Source organism: Micromonospora sp. DH13, assembly GCF_020873825.1.
Lineage (GTDB): Bacteria > Actinomycetota > Actinomycetes > Mycobacteriales > Micromonosporaceae > Micromonospora > Micromonospora haikouensis.
In genome coordinates, this window is sequence record NZ_JAHWGR010000018.1 from 92,561 (window position 1) to 106,748 (window position 14,188).

Genomic DNA, 14,188 nt, shown 5'->3' on the forward strand with positions numbered 1-14,188 from the left:
GATGAGCCAGCCGGATGTCCGCCACGAGCAGGGCGTGGCCATGTTCCAGCAGGTCTTCGGCCGCGAACCGCGCCCGGGCTCCTACCCGGAGTTCCTGCGGATCACCGTCGACCACCTGTTCGGCGAGATCTGGACCCGCCCGCACCTCAGCGTCGAGGAGCGGGAACTGGTGGCGCTGACCGCGGTGGCGCTGGCCCGGACCGACTGGGAGCTACGCGGCCACATCGGCGCCGCCCTGCACCTCGGGATGTCGCGGGAGAAGATCGTCGAGGTCATCATCCAGCTCGCCTACTACGGTGGCTGGCCGGTGGCCAACAACGGGCTACGCGTCGCCCAGGAGGTCTTCGCCGAGTTGGACGCCGCCGCGGACAAGGACGCGGACCGTGACCGGTGAGTCGTCTCCCCTCGACCCGGCCGAGAAGGTCGACCTGTGGCGTCAGCGGTTCTTCGAGGCCCAGGCCGCCGCGGAGGAGTTCGTCCTGGGCGAGCACGGCGAGGAGGGCCTTGCCGCGTGGATCCAGGCGAACTCCCGGATCACCGCGGAGCTGCTGCGGGCGCAACGGCCCGCCGGGGTGTCCGCCACCGACCACTTCATGACGCGGCTGCGCAACCAGCTGTTGCTGTACGACTCGGCGGTGACGAGTGAGCCCGGCCCCTCGGGCACCGTCCTGCGCAACGCCGACTGCGGGATCCTGCGGTACCGCAAGCGGGCCGCCCGCGCCGGCGTCGTGCTGACGTTCTCGTCGCCGTGCGCGTACTGCCAGGAACTCAACACCGCCATCGCCGCCCGCTACGTGGAGCCGGACGTCACGGTGACCTGTGACCAGGCGGGCGAGGGGTGCACCTGGCGCGCGGAGTCCCCTCCTCACGCACCGGCGGGGGACGCGGCCGGCTCGCCGCAGCGGGGACGGGCCGGCGCCTGAACCACCGGCAGGGCCGTGCGGTCGGGGGCCGGCGACCGGCTGGCGTCGAGCGTCATGCCGAGTTGCCGGCCCACGGCCACGCACAGGTCAACCGCCGCGGTGCGGGTCAGGTCCTGGTGCTCGTTCTGGGTGACGCACGCCGACGCCACGTTCCTGTTCCGCAGGCGCAGATACCACGGGAACAGCGCGCCCAGCGCGGGCTCGGTCAGCATCGTGCGCGAGTGGACGATCGTGCCCACCAGCAGGTTGCCGAACGGGCGGTGCGGGGCGTTCATGAAGCTCTTCAGGCGTTCCTGGAAGATCTTCAGCACGGCCGGCACGTTCCCCGCGTACACCGGCATGGCGAGCAGCATCGCCTGCGCGCCCTCGGCCAGGTCGACGACGTGCGCGAAGTCGTCGTCGAGGGTGCACCGGCCCACCTCGGGATCGAGGCAGGTGTCCTCGCCCTCGCACATCGCGATGCGGTGGTCGATCAGCCGGATCCGTTGGATCTGCGCGTCGCCGACCTCCCGGACGACGCCGGTGATCGCCGCTTCGAGCAGCGCGTCGGTCACCGACGGCAGACGTTTCTGCGTGCAGGACAACGCGACGATCTTCATTCGAGGGCCTCCCCTGTCCGCTCGGCGCCAACCCGGGGCCGGCCACCTGACGAAGCCCCGTGGCCGTCACGCGGAGGCAGCACCAACCTACCGACAGTGGGGCAACGCCGGAAGCGCTCGCACCGCGTGCGCTCCCGGCCCGGACGCCGCGGCGGGGCCGGCCGCGTGGTCAGAGGCTGCTGCGGTAGGGCGGCATGAACCGCAGCCGGGGCATCTGGTCGGCGAGCACGCCGCCGTCGACGACCAGGTGGGTGCCGTTGATGTAGCGGCCGGCGGCGGAGGCCAGCAGCAGCAGCGCGCCGACGCAGTCGGCCGGCGTGCCGTAGCCGCCGCGCAGCGGGATCCGCTCCGCCCAGGCGGCCTCGAACGCCTGCCGGTCCAGGGGGAACTCGCCGTCGATCGGGGTGGCGATCATGCCGGGGGCGATCGTGTTGGCGGTGATGCCGTGCGGCCCCAGCTCGGCGGCGAGCGACCGGGTGAGCAGCTCGACGGCGGCCTTGGAGGCGTTGTAGTGGGCCAGCCCGGCCTCGGCCATCAGCCCGTTCTTGGAGGAGACGTTGACGATCCGGCCCGCCACCCCGTCGGCGATCATGTGTTCGGCGGCGCGCTGGGCGAGGAAGAAGACGGCGTCCACGTTCACCCGCATCACCTCGCGCCAGGCGGCGACGGTGATCTCGTTGAAGTGCTCCAGCCGGGCCACGCCCGCGTTGTTGACCAGGATGTGCACCGGGCCGCGGTCGCGGCGTACCCCGTCGAACCAGGCCGCGATCGCCTCGGTGTCGGCGAGGTCGAAGGGGTACGGGTGGCAGGCGCGGCCCCGCTCGGTCACCGCGGCCACGACCGGGTCGAGGTCGACACCGGGCCGGTCCACCACCACCACGTCGGCGCCGGCCGAGGCGAGGCCGGCGGCGAACGCGGCGCCGAGCCCTCGCGCGGCGCCGGTCACCACGGCCAGCCGGCCGGACAGGTCGAAGGAGGGCGGGACGCGGGAGGTCATGCCAACCCCAGCAGGTCGAGGGACGGACGGTGGATCAGCCGCTCGATCTGCTCGGTGTCGAGCGGGTCGAGGCCGGGGATGCCGGGCACCCGCCCGACCGCCCGCAGCCCCTCGATCGAGGCGTCGACGGTGGTGAAGGGGTAGTCGCTGCCGAACATCAGCTTGTGCCACACGCCGTAGTCCTGCACGAGCCGCAGGCTGTGCCAGAGCTGGAAGGGGCGGTAGTGCAGCGCGGACACGTCGGCGTAGACGTGCCGGTGCTTGCGGACGACCGCGATGCACTCCCCCTCGTACGGGTGGCCGAGGTGGGCGAGCACCATGCGCAGCTCGGGGTGGCGGATGGCCACCTCGTCGAGGTGCACCGGAAGCGCGTAGCGCAGCGGCGCCGTGGAGACGAACGTGGTGCCGGTGTGCACCAGCAGCGGCAGCCCGTGCCGTTCGGCGTAGGCGTACAGGTCGTCGTAGGCGGGGTCGGCGGGGTCGAACCCGGCGTACATCGGCATCAGCTTGATGCCGCGCAGGCCCAGGTCGCGGTGCCCGTGCTCCAGCTCGTCGCGCCAGCCGGGCTGGGTGGGGTCCAGGGCGAGGTAGCCGACGAGCCGGTCCGGCCGGGCGGCCACGTACGCGGCCACCGCCGCGTCGTCGACCCACAGCCCGGACCGGCGGGCCTTGCCGCCGACGACGACGGTGCGGGTGTCCGCCGGTGCGGTGGCCGCGTACTGCGACCACCGCACCGTCAGGTCGACCTCGCCGCCGTGGGCCCGCGCCGCCTCGGCGGCGAACGGGTCGCCGACGTGGTCGGGGCAGTCGAACAGGTGCGAGTGCACGTCGACGATCATCGGCGGTCCCGCTTCTCCCACCCCTCGGCGAACATGTTCCAGAAGCCGTGGCTCGGCGGGTGCTCGGCGAACACCTCGTCCACCAGCTCGATGCCGAGGCCGGGCGCGGTGGGCAGGTCGATGTGCCCGTCGACGACCGGCAGGGCGCCCCGCACGGCGTCGAAGACGTAGTCCTCCAGCAGCCCGTCGAAGGTCTCCAGGATCTTGAAGTTCGGCATCCCGAGGACGGCGTGCACCGAGGCGGTGGTGCACAGCGGCGAGTTGGAGTTGTGCGGGGCGACCACCATGGCGTGCTGGTCGGCGATGGCGGCGAGCTTGCGCACCTCGGTGAAGCCGCCGGCCATGGAGAGGTCGGGCTGGATGATGTCGACGGCGTCGGTGGCGAACAGCCGGGCGTACTCGTAGCGGTTGTGGAAGTGCTCGCCGCCGGAGATCGGCATGGTGGCCCGGGCGCGCAGCTCGGCGTACCGCTCGATGTGGGTCCACGGCAGCGGCTCCTCGAACCAGCCGAGGTCGAACGGCTCCAGCTCCCGCACCAGCCGGGCGGCGGTGTGCATGGCGAAGCGGGCGTGGCCCTCGACGTACAGCTCGATCTCTTCTCCGACGGCGGCGCGGACGGCGGCGACGATGTCGATCGAGCGGCGCAGCTCGGCCCGGGACAGCTCGCCGAGGCCGGCGCCGAACGGGTCGAACTTCAGCGCTGTGTACCCCTTGGCGACGGTGGCCCGCGCCCGCTCGGCGAACGCGGTGGGCTCCCGGTCGCCGGTGTACCAGCCGTTGGCGTAGACCCGGACGCGGTCGCGGCAGGCGCCGCCGGTGAGCCGGTACGCGGGCACCCCGAGGGCCTTGCCCATCAGGTCGTAGAGGGCCTGGTCGACGCCGGAGACGACGATCCCGCCGACGTCGCCGCCGCGCAGGAAGTCACCCTGGTACATGCGCAGCCAGATCTCCTCGACGTCGAACGGGTCGGCGCCGATCAGGTGCCGCCCGGCCATCGCCTCGGCGAGCTGGCAGGTCTCCCGGGCCCGGTACGGGTGGGTGATCTCGCCGACGCCGGTCAGCCCGGCGTCGGTGTGCACCCGCACGTAGGAGAAGTCGCGCCAGGCGGTGCCGAGGGTGAGGGTCTCCACCCGGCTGATCCGCCCGGCCGGCCCGACCGGTCTGGTCTTGTCGACGGTGAGCATCAGCGGCCCTCCCCGCCGGCGACCGCGCCGCCCATGGTGGCGGTGCCGGCCAGCTCGGTCGTCCCCCCGGAGGCGAGCGTGTCGCGCACGGCCGCCCGGGTGGCCTCGACGAGGTGGTCGATGTCGGCGTCGGTGTGTGCGTAGGAGATGTGGTTGCGCTTGAGGTTCAGCGGCAGCTCGAAGATGCCGTGCTCGGGCATCCGCCGACGGTAGCCGATGAACATGCCGGCATCGTTGCGCAGCAGGTCGTCGTAGCTGCGGGGTGCCGGGCCCGGCATGAAGTAGGTCACGAACACGGAGCCGTGCCCGGTGACCACGGCGGGGACGCCGAGGTCGGCGAGGACCTCGGCGATGCCGGCGCGGGCCCGCTCGCCGAGGCGGTAGACGTGCTCGTGCACGGGCTCGGCGCGCAGCTTGCCGAGGGTGGCGAGGGCGGCGGCGACCACCGCCGGGTGGCCGTTGTAGGTGCCGGCGAAGAAGGCGGGCGCGCCCGGACGGGTGCTGAACAGGTCCATCAGGTCGGCGCGGCCGCCCAGGGCGCCGATCGGGTAGCCGTTGGCGATGGCCTTGCCGAGGGTGGTCAGGTCGGGGGTGACGCCGCTGATCCGCTGCCAGCCGCCCAGGTCGTGCCGGAAACCGGTGATCACCTCGTCGAAGACCAGGACGCTGCCGGCGCGGGTGCACTCGTCGCGCAGCGCCTGCAGGAACTCCTGGTCGGGCAGAAGGCAGCCGACGTTGTGCGGCACCGGCTCGACGATGACGGCGGCGATGTCGTCGCCGTGCGCGGCGAAGGCGGCCCGGACGGCGGCCACGTCGTTGAAGCGCAGCACGAGGGTGGCGTCGAGGACCTCCGGCAGGATGCCCGTGGAGATCGGGTCGGGCACGCCGACCCGGTCGGGGGCGGAGATCACGTTGAGGCTGACCGAGTCGTGCCAGCCGTGGTAGCAGCCCTGGAACTTGACCACCAGGCGGCGGCCGGTGGCGGCGCGGGCGACCCGCAGGGCGTGGAAGGTGGCCTCGCTGCCGGTGCTGGTGAGCAGCACCTTCTCGATGCTCGGGACCAGCTCGGCGAGGGTCTCGGCGAGTTGGATCTCGCCGTGGGTGACGGCCACCCCGCACAGGTCGACCCGCGTGCCGGCCTCGGCGACGGCGGCGTTGACGTCCGGGTCGTTGTGGCCGAGCAGGGGCGGCCCGAAGGCCGCGTGGTAGTCGGTGTACTGGCGTCCGTCGGCGTCCCAGAAGCGCGCGCCGGAGGCGCGGGCGATCACCATCTCGGTGAGGCCCGGGATGCTGCGCTGCCCGCTGTTGACGCCGCCGGGGATGACCCGGCGTGCCCGCTCGGCGAGGGTGACGCCGGACGGGGCCGATCGTGAATTCACACCTTCTCCTCATCGGTGCGGCGCGGCGACCCAGCCCGGTCGCGACGCCGCGGTTTGTCCGCCGCGGGAGGAACCAACAAAACTTCGGAACAGTGTTCGGCTATACCAAACGATGTTCGGCATACTAGGCAGGTGAAATCGCGAAGGTCAACAGCGAGGGCCCGAATTCCGAACGGGTTTGTTACGCTGTTCGGTCTTGGCGAACAGCTTCAGCGTCCCTGACCGAAAGAAGGACCATGGCCACCACCGAAGACGGCGACAGCTCCCGCTACCTGGTGCGCAGCGTCAGCCGCGCGGCCGAGGTGCTGGAGGTGCTCTCCGCCGCCGCTCCCAACGAGGGGCTGAGCGTCACCGACGTCGCCCGCGCCTGCGGCCTGTCCAAGAGCGCCGCGTTCGCCACCCTGCACACGCTGTGCCACCACGGCCTGGCCGCCGACGACGGCGAGGGGATGAACCGCCGCTACCGGCTCGGCATGGCCCTGGCCCGCCTCGGCGTCCGAGCCCAGGAGCAGCTGTCGCTGCGCGACATCGCCCGTCCGGTGCTGACCGCGCTGACCCGCGACACCGGGCTCAGCTCCCGGCTGGCCGTCCCCGAGGGCGCCCACGCGGTCGTCATCGACCAGGTCAGCAACGGCGAGCGCATCCAGATCGAGCTGCGGATGGGCACCCGCGAGCTGCCGCACTGCACCGGGCTGGGCAAGGCGTTGCTGGCCGAGATGACCCCGGCGCAGGTGGCCGAGCTGATCGGCCGGGTCGGGCTGCCCCGGCGCACCGACCACACCATCACCGACCTGGACTCGCTCGTGGCCCACCTGCACGACGTCCGCAAGGCCGGGTACGCCCTCGACGACGAGGAGGACGCCGAGGGGGTGTTCTGCATCGGCAGCGCCCTGCGCGACCACAGCGGCGGGTGCTGCGGTGCGATCAGCGTGACCGGGCTGAAGCTCGGCCTGCCCAGCTGGCGCTACCAGGAGCTGGGCCGGCAGGTGCGCCAGGCCGCCGAGGCCATCTCCGTCCGCCTCGGCCACGTCCCGGCGGAGCAGACCCCTTGACAGCCGGTTCACCTGCTGTTTAACGTTCCCGCCAACGTCACGGCCCCGGCCGTGGCAGGTCGCGGCCCCCCAGCCGCGGCCGTCTCGGGCGAACAGCTGACTCCCGTCGCGCCGCAGCCCCGGCGCCGGGCGTTCCGGTCAGCAGCTCCGCCGCCTGCGCGCCTCGCGCGTTTGCCCGACCTTCCCCCGCCTGTGGCCGCCCCTTGGCGCCCGCAGGCCCCCAAGCAACCGCCGTCCGGCGCCCCGCCGGACGGCTGGACCGCGAAGGTTGAGGCTCTCCATGGGTCTACTTGGCACGTCCACGCCCACCCCCCACGACCAGATGCTGCGCGTCGACACCGTCGCCGACCTGGCCCGGCTCGCCCCCGCCACGCTGGCCGCCCGCGCCCTGGTGCGGGTCGCCGGCTACCACCGCCCCGGCGACGGCGGCGGCGGCCTGCTGCGTTGGGACCCCACCAGCACCGCCGCCGGCAACGGCGGCACCGTGCACGACCCGTACCCGGGCCGCGGCGACCGGCGCGGCCGGTGGCTGGCCGTGCACGACGGGACCGGCGACTTCCGGCGGTTCGGCATCTTCGGCCGGGACACCCCCGCCGACGCCGCGCTGGACGCCATGGTCGGCGACCCGACGATCCACCGGGTCGAGGCCCACACCGACCTGCGCTTCGTCAAGCGGCACACCTTCGGCCGCAGCGACATCGAGCTGGACTTCGGCGGGCACACCGTGCACACCGACGGCATCGAGCGCAACACCCACGACAACCCGTTCGGCGCGGTGCTGTACTTCCGCGGCACGGTGACCGACACGGTGATCACCCATACCCTCACCGAGACCGTGCCCGAGCTGACCGACGTCTTCCAGGTGCCGGACTCGGCGCGGTTCGCCGTCGGCCAGTGGTGGACGGCAACCAGCAATGCCCTCGCCGGCGCCGACGAGCGCGAACTGCAGAAGATGGTCCAGGTCACCCAGATCGTCGACGGCACCCACATCCGGGTGGGCTACCTCAACGGCTGGACCCTGGAGCCGGGCCGCCGGATCACCTGGCAGCGGGTGGAGCCGGTCCAGCGGGCCCACGTGCGCGACATGGTCTTCCTCGGCCACGTCGCCTTCACCGGCGAGTACCCCGGGTCGGGGCCCGACGACCGCGAGTACAGCGGCTCCCACCCCGTCGCCTACGAGTACGCCGTGCGCTGCGACGTCTCCGGCATCGACGCCACCGGCACCTGGTGGCCGGTGATCATGCGCCGCTGGTGCACCCACTTCACCACCGCGAACTGCACCCTGAAGAACCCGCCGGCCGTGATGTACGGCGGCGCCGGCTACCTCACCCAGCAGATCTACTGCCTGTACGGGCACGTGGTGGACTGCCGCAGCAGCAACGCCCGGCACCTCAACGACCTCACCGCCTCGGCGTACTGCACCGTGGAGAACTGCCACGGCGACGGCGACGACGCCGGCGGCAACCCGTTCACCACCCACGGGCAGTACGAGCACGACCTGGTCTTCACCGGCAACTCCGGCCTGATGGACATCGCCAACAGCGGTGGCCAGTGGGGCATCAGCGCCAAGCGGATCACCGTCCGCCGGCACGTCTGCTCCTGGTTCGTCGCCGGCACCAAGATCACCGACCTGACCCTGGAGGACGTGCGGGTCATCCCCCGCTCGACCTTCGACCCGGCCGGCACGCTCCAGGTCAACGCCGACGGCGCGCAGCTGCGCGGCTGCTCGGCGCGGACGCTCAGCATCGCCCAGCGCTCGGCCCGATCGGGCCGGCCCACGATCATCGCCGACTGCGACTTCGACCAGCCCGCCGGCACCGTGATCGTGCAGACCCCGGTGAGCAACCCGGTGCACTTCGTCCGCACCACCTTCCGCGGCCTCGACGGCGCGATCCTGCGCGGCTCGGGCCCGGTGCGCTTCACCGACTGCACGCTGACCGGGGCGCCCGGCGCGGCGCCGCTGCTGATCGGCGCGGCCGAGGTGGTGGTGCGCGGCGGCACCCTGACCGACACCGGCATCGAGCTGTCGGCCGTGCGCGACCAGCGCCTCGTCGTCGACGGTGGCGCGGCGGTCACCGGCACCAACGCCCGGGGGGCCCTGCTGACCCGGGCCGCCGGCACGGGGGCCGTCCGGATCGAGCTGGGCGACTACCGCAGCACCGCGGCCGACGCGCAGACCGCGCACGTGCGCGTCGACGCCGGGGTCAACCGGTACCGCGCCGTCGGCGCCCGCTTCTCCGGCGGCCGGCTGACGCTCGCCGACGCCGCCTTCGGCGCCGGTTCCACCCTGCTGCACACCGGGTGCGTCGAGGCGGGGGTCGCCCGCGAGCTGCCCGCCGAGTCCGCCCGCGTCGTCACCCGCGACAACCTCGCCCTCTGACCGCCCCCGCAGGAGGAGACACCCCCATGCACGCCGACAACGCCAACCCCGACGGGACACCCACCCACCACCTCGCGCCGGCCTCCCGCCGCGCCGTGCTGCGCGCCTCCGGGCTCGGCGGGCTCGCCCTCGCCGGCACCGCCCTCGCCCTCTCCCCCGCCACCGCCGCCTCCGCCAAGCCGGACGGCCCGCCCGCCCCGCCGGCACCGCTGGCCCCCGGCCTCAACGGGGTGCTGCACGTGGGCACCGTCGCCGCCCTGCTCGCCGTCAAGCCCCAGAGCCTGCGCGCCGGGCAGGTCGTGCACGTCGACGGCTACCACGCCGCCGGCGACGGCGCCGCCCGCCTGCTCCGCTGGGACGCGGCCAGCACCGCCCCCGCCAACGGCGGCACCGTCCTCGCCCCCGACGGCGACCGGCCCGGGCGTTGGCTCCAGCTCCACGACGGCGTCGTCGAGTTCCGGCACTTCGGCATCTTCGACGCCGGCACCCCCGCCGACGCGGCCCTCGACGCGATGGTCACCGACCCCACCGTGCACCGCATCGAGGCCCACTCCGACCTGCACTTCGTGAAGCGGCACCGGTTCACCCGCAGCGACCTGGTGCTCGACTTCGGCGGGCACACCATGTCCACCGACGGCATCGCCGACGCCGGCCGCGACGACCCGTTCGCCGCCGTGCTGTTCTTCCGGGGCAAGGTCACCGACGAGGTACGCACCCACACCCTGACCGAGGCCGTCCGGGAGGGCTGGGACTCGTTCCAGGTCGCCGACTCCGCGGCGTTCGCCGTCGGCCAGTGGTACGCCGTCGAGGTCAACCGGCTCGCTGGCACCTGGGAGCGGGAGCTGCAGAAACTCGTCCAGGTCACCCAGATCGTCGATGGCACCCACATCCGGGTCAACTACAAGAACGGCTGGGAGCTGGCCGCCGGGCGCACCCTCACCTGGACCCGGGTCGAACCGGTCAGCCGGGTGCACGTGCGCAACCTCGTCTTCACCGGCAACGGCGCGGACCAGTACACCGGCTCGCACCCGGTCGCCTACGAGTACGCGGTGCACTGCGACGTCGCCGACATCGACGCCACCGGCACCTTCTGGCCGGTGATCATGCGGCGCTGGTGCACCTACTTCCACACCGCCCGGTGCACCCTGAAGAACCCGACCTCCGTCACCTGGGGCGGCGCCGGCTACCTCACCCAGCAGATCTACTGCCTGTACGGGCACGTCGAGGACTGCCGCACCTCCAACGCCCGGCACCTCAACGACTGGACCGCCTCCGCGTACGGGTACGTCACCAACTGCCACGGCGACGGCGACGACCAGGGCCCCTTCGTCACCCATGGCCAGTACGAGCACGACCTCGTCTACACCGGCAACTCCGGGCTGATGACGTTCGCCAACTCCGGTGCGGCCTGGGGCTCGGCGGCGAAGCGGATCACCGTCCGCAAGCACGTGTGCTCCTGGTTCGTGGCCCGGGTCAAGGTCACCGACCTGACCCTGGAGGACGTCCAGGTCATCCGCAAGGCCGGGCTGGCCGGCTCCGGGATGCTGTGGGTCAACGCCGACGGGGTGCAGCTGCGCGGCTGCTCCGCCGACGACACGCTGATCATCTCCCAGCAGTCCACCCGCTCGCAGCGGCCCAACGTCATCGAGGGCTGCTCCTTCACCCTCGCCACCGCCGGCACCGACGTGGTGCAGGCCAGCGTCACCACGCCGGTGCACCTGGTCCGCACCACCATCCGCGGGGTCGACGGGCACACGTTCAGCGGCACCGGGCGGCTGCACCTGACCGACGTGACGCTCGTCGGCGCGCCCGACGCCGCGCCGGCCACCGTCAAGTCCGCCGACCTGCGCGTGACCGGCGGCACCCTCACCGACACCGGCATCCGCCTCGCCGGCACCGCCGACCAGCGGATCAGCGTCGGCGGCGGCGCGGTGCTCAGCGGCACCAACTCCGCCGGGGCGCTGCTGTCGCGCGCCGCGGCCACCGGCGTCGTGCGGTGGGAGCTGGGCGGCTACCTCAGCACCACCGCCGACGCCGGCACCGCGCACGTCGCCGTCGACGCCGGCACCAACCGGTACTCCGCCGTCGGCGTCCAGTTCACCGGCGGGAAGCTGCGGCTGGCCGACGCCGGCTTCGGCGAGGGCTCGTACCTGCACCACACCGGGTGCGTCGAGGAGGGCGTGTCCCGGGAGCTGCCCGCCGCCGGCCCGCGCGTCCGCGACGCCGGGAACCTCACGGTCTGACCACACCACGACGAGAGAAGGCGAGGAGCCAGGTGCGACAGCAGGACCGGCCGGTGCGGGTGGCGCTGGCGGGCGCGGGCAACCGGGGCCAGACGTACGCCCGCTGGGTGGCCGCCAACCCCACGCGGGCGCGACTCGTCGCGGTCGCCGACCCGCGTCCCCACCAGCGGGGTCTGATCACCGCCGCCCACCCGGGCGCGGCGGAGTTCGCCGACTGGCGGGACCTGCTGGCGGCGGACCTGGCGGCCGACGCGGTCGTCGTCGCCACCCAGGACCGGATGCACGTCGAGCCGGCCGTCGCGTTCGCCAAGGCCGGCCGGCACCTGCTGGTGGAGAAGCCGCTCGCGCCGACGGCCGACCAGTGCCGCGAGATCGTCGACGCGGTACGCGCCACCGGCGTGCTCTTCGCCGTCTGCCACGTGCTGCGGTACACCCCCTACACCGACCTGGTGAAGCGGGTGGTGGACAGCGGGGTGCTGGGCGAGATCGTCAGCGTCCAGCACCTCGAACCGGTCGGCTGGTGGCACTACGCCCACTCCTACGTGCGCGGCCCCTGGCGGCGGGAGGAGCTGGCCACCCCGATGCTGCTGGCCAAGTCCAGCCACGACCTGGACTGGCTCGGCTACGTCACCGGCCGGCGCATCGAGCGCGTCGCCAGCTTCGGCGGGCTGCGCCACTTCCGGCCCGACCAGGCGCCGGCCGGCGCGGCCGCCCGGTGCCTGGACTGCCCGGTCGAGCCGGGCTGCCCGTACTCCGCGCCGAAGCTGTACCTGCCGGTGCTGCGGGAGCACGGGCCGATCTGGCCGGTCAGCGTCGTCACCGACGGCACCGACGAGGCCGCGCTGGTCGAGGCGCTGCGCACCGGCCCGTACGGGCGGTGCGTGTACTCCGGCGACAACGACGTCGTCGACCACCAGGTCGTGGCGATGGAATTGACCGGCGGCGTCACCGCCACCTTCACCATGGCCGCCTTCACCGAACAGACCCACCGGCAGACCCAGCTGTTCGGCACCCACGGCTGCCTGTCCGGCGACGGCGAGCGGGTCCGGGTGCACGACTTCCGCACCGACCGGATCGAGGTCCTCGACGCCGGCACGGTCGGCGGGTCCACCGCCGCCGACGACCACGGCGGCGGCGACACCGGGCTGATGGACGCCTTCGTCCGCGCCGTGGCCACCGGCGACCACCACCACATCCGGTCCGGACTGGACGAGACCCTCGCCAGCCACCTCGCGGTCTTCGCCGCCGAGACGGCCCGGCACACCGGCGCGGTCGTGACCGTGCCCGCGCAGTGAACCACTTCGAGAGGAACGCACAGATGAGACTTCGCAGATTCGCACCGGTCGCGGCCGTCGCGCTGGCGGCCGGGCTGCTCACCGCCTGCGGCGGCGGCTCCGAGGCCGGCGGCGACAGGCAGAGCGTCACCATGTGGATCTACCCGGTGGTCCCCGACGAGGCCACCCACAAGGGCTTCTGGGACAAGCAGGTCGCCGCGTTCAAGGCCGACCACCCGGACGTCGACGTCAAGGTCGAGATCTTCCCGTGGGCCAAGCGGGAGGAGTCGCTGACGGCGGCGATCGCCGGCGGCAAGGGCCCGGACGTCGTCTACCTGATCCCCGACCAGCTCGGCAAGTTCCAGAAGATGATCGAGCCGGTGGACGACTACCTGCCCGCCGACGCGAAGGCCGACTACCGGGAGAACGTCCGGACCGCCGTCACCCTCGACGGCAAGATGCTCGGCGCGCCGCTGCTGACCAGCAGCAACCCGCTGATGTGCAACGCGAAGGTGTTCGCCGCCGCCGGGCTCACCGAGTACCCGAAGACCTGGGCCGACCTGCTGGCCCTCGCGCCGAAGCTGAAGGCGAAGGGCTTCGACGCCACCAACTACTACGCCGACCCGAGCGCCACGCTCAACCAGTCCTTCTACCCGCTGCTCTGGCAGGCCGGGGGTGACGTGTTCACCGCCGACGGCACGTCCGTGGCCTTCGCCGGGCCCGAGGGCGTCAAGGCGCTGACCTTCCTCAAGCAGCTCGTCGACGGCGGCTACGTGCAGAAGGACCTGATCACCAGCATCCCGGCGTTCGAGCAGACCAACGTGGCGAAGAACAAGGTCGCCTGCACCTGGCAGCACGTCCCCGCCGACGTGGAGCAGTTCTGGGGCAAGGAGAACATCAAGATCTTCCCGCCGCTGAGCGACGTGAAGAGCGTCGGCTACGGCACCGTGGGCAGCCTGTCGATCCTCAAGGGCAGCAAGGCCAAGAAGGCCGCGGGCGAGTGGATCACCTTCGTCACCGCGCCGGCGGTCGCCTCCGCGTACGACGTCGCCGGCGGCTACTTCTCCGCCAAGACCTCCGCCGGGTCGCTGTACCCGCAGGACCCGGTGAGCACCGAGATGGAGAAGACCCTGGGCAGCACCACGGTCGGCCCGCTCCACGAGAAGAGCCGCGAGGTGATGGGCGTGCTCGCCCCCGAGATCCAGGCCGCCCTGATCGGCAAGAAGACCCCGGAGCAGGCGCTCGCCGACGCGGCGAAGGCCGCCGACGCGCTGCTCTGAGCCCCGCCGGCCCGCCGCGGTGCGGCGGCGGGCCGGGC

At 72.9% G+C, this 14,188-nt stretch carries 12 protein-coding genes; 7 read left to right on the top strand and 5 right to left on the bottom strand.

What is annotated here, in order from left to right; translation table 11 throughout:
* The first annotated feature begins 1 nt into the window (after nucleotide 1).
* Together LPA42_RS18575 and LPA42_RS18580 are read left to right on the top strand one after the other, a co-directional pair.
* Nucleotides 2-394 (top strand): carboxymuconolactone decarboxylase family protein, encoded by a 393-nt coding sequence (locus LPA42_RS18575; protein WP_077937278.1) that lies wholly within the window; start codon nucleotides 2-4, stop codon nucleotides 392-394.
* Complete coding sequence (locus tag LPA42_RS18580; RefSeq protein WP_077937277.1) at nucleotides 384-923, top strand: hypothetical protein; 540 nt, start codon at nucleotides 384-386, stop codon at nucleotides 921-923. The genes LPA42_RS18575 and LPA42_RS18580 overlap by 11 nt, the downstream gene beginning before the upstream one ends.
* Here the strand turns inward: LPA42_RS18580 and LPA42_RS18585 are convergent.
* The 5 genes from LPA42_RS18585 to LPA42_RS18605 form a co-directional block, all read right to left on the bottom strand.
* A complete protein-coding gene (locus LPA42_RS18585; protein WP_077937276.1) occupies nucleotides 866-1,522 on the bottom strand; it encodes a flavodoxin family protein in 657 nt (218 codons plus the stop codon). The two genes, LPA42_RS18580 and LPA42_RS18585, sit on opposite strands and share 58 nt — an antisense overlap.
* Nucleotides 1,523-1,691: 169 nt before the next feature.
* Nucleotides 1,692-2,519, bottom strand: a complete 828-nt coding sequence (locus LPA42_RS18590) for an SDR family NAD(P)-dependent oxidoreductase (RefSeq protein ID WP_144082613.1) — start codon at nucleotides 2,517-2,519, stop codon at nucleotides 1,692-1,694.
* On the bottom strand, nucleotides 2,516-3,358 hold the full coding sequence (locus tag LPA42_RS18595) for an amidohydrolase family protein (protein ID WP_077937275.1): 843 nt from the start codon (nucleotides 3,356-3,358) through the stop codon (nucleotides 2,516-2,518). Before LPA42_RS18595 ends, LPA42_RS18590 begins: the two co-directional genes overlap by 4 nt.
* Nucleotides 3,355-4,542 carry a mandelate racemase/muconate lactonizing enzyme family protein gene (locus tag LPA42_RS18600; RefSeq protein WP_077937274.1) on the bottom strand — a complete coding sequence of 396 codons (1,188 nt, stop codon included), beginning with the start codon at nucleotides 4,540-4,542 and terminating at the stop codon, nucleotides 3,355-3,357. Before LPA42_RS18600 ends, LPA42_RS18595 begins: the two co-directional genes overlap by 4 nt.
* Entirely contained in the window at nucleotides 4,542-5,921 is a 1,380-nt protein-coding gene (locus LPA42_RS18605; RefSeq protein ID WP_077937273.1) for an aspartate aminotransferase family protein, read from the bottom strand. The genes LPA42_RS18600 and LPA42_RS18605 overlap by 1 nt, the downstream gene beginning before the upstream one ends.
* A gap of 236 nt (nucleotides 5,922-6,157) precedes the next feature.
* Here LPA42_RS18605 and LPA42_RS18610 point away from each other — a divergent pair, with 236 nt between their 5' ends.
* From LPA42_RS18610 to LPA42_RS18630, 5 genes are all read left to right on the top strand, one after another.
* Nucleotides 6,158-6,973, top strand: coding sequence for an IclR family transcriptional regulator (locus LPA42_RS18610; protein WP_077937272.1), 816 nt, complete (start codon nucleotides 6,158-6,160; stop codon nucleotides 6,971-6,973).
* A 280-nt stretch (nucleotides 6,974-7,253) separates the two neighbouring features.
* A complete protein-coding gene (locus LPA42_RS18615) occupies nucleotides 7,254-9,353 on the top strand; it encodes a hypothetical protein (protein ID WP_198956519.1) in 2,100 nt (699 codons plus the stop codon).
* Nucleotides 9,354-9,379: 26 nt separating this feature from the next.
* Complete coding sequence (locus tag LPA42_RS18620) at nucleotides 9,380-11,596, top strand: hypothetical protein (protein WP_228986718.1); 2,217 nt, start codon at nucleotides 9,380-9,382, stop codon at nucleotides 11,594-11,596.
* A gap of 32 nt (nucleotides 11,597-11,628) precedes the next feature.
* Nucleotides 11,629-12,891, top strand: a complete 1,263-nt coding sequence (locus LPA42_RS18625) for a Gfo/Idh/MocA family protein (protein ID WP_228986719.1) — start codon at nucleotides 11,629-11,631, stop codon at nucleotides 12,889-12,891.
* 23 nt (nucleotides 12,892-12,914) lie between these two features.
* Nucleotides 12,915-14,150: an ABC transporter substrate-binding protein gene (locus tag LPA42_RS18630; RefSeq protein ID WP_043962937.1), complete on the top strand. Its 1,236-nt coding sequence runs from the start codon at nucleotides 12,915-12,917 to the stop codon at nucleotides 14,148-14,150.
* Nucleotides 14,151-14,188 lie beyond the last annotated feature (38 nt).

What these genes read in the sequence shown, in the direction of transcription:
- LPA42_RS18590 (WP_144082613.1), bottom strand. Translation starts at nt 2,519, where the DNA reads ATGACCTCCCGCGTCCCGCCCTCCTTCGACCTGTCCGGCCGGCTGGCC.
- LPA42_RS18585 (WP_077937276.1), bottom strand. Translation starts at nt 1,522, where the DNA reads ATGAAGATCGTCGCGTTGTCCTGCACGCAGAAACGTCTGCCGTCGGTG.
- LPA42_RS18610 (WP_077937272.1), top strand. Translation starts at nt 6,158, where the DNA reads ATGGCCACCACCGAAGACGGCGACAGCTCCCGCTACCTGGTGCGCAGC.
- LPA42_RS18620 (WP_228986718.1), top strand. Translation starts at nt 9,380, where the DNA reads ATGCACGCCGACAACGCCAACCCCGACGGGACACCCACCCACCACCTC.
- LPA42_RS18600 (WP_077937274.1), bottom strand. Translation starts at nt 4,542, where the DNA reads ATGCTCACCGTCGACAAGACCAGACCGGTCGGGCCGGCCGGGCGGATC.
- LPA42_RS18615 (WP_198956519.1), top strand. Translation starts at nt 7,254, where the DNA reads ATGGGTCTACTTGGCACGTCCACGCCCACCCCCCACGACCAGATGCTG.
- LPA42_RS18595 (WP_077937275.1), bottom strand. Translation starts at nt 3,358, where the DNA reads ATGATCGTCGACGTGCACTCGCACCTGTTCGACTGCCCCGACCACGTC.
- LPA42_RS18630 (WP_043962937.1), top strand. Translation starts at nt 12,915, where the DNA reads ATGAGACTTCGCAGATTCGCACCGGTCGCGGCCGTCGCGCTGGCGGCC.
- LPA42_RS18575 (WP_077937278.1), top strand. Translation starts at nt 2, where the DNA reads ATGAGCCAGCCGGATGTCCGCCACGAGCAGGGCGTGGCCATGTTCCAG.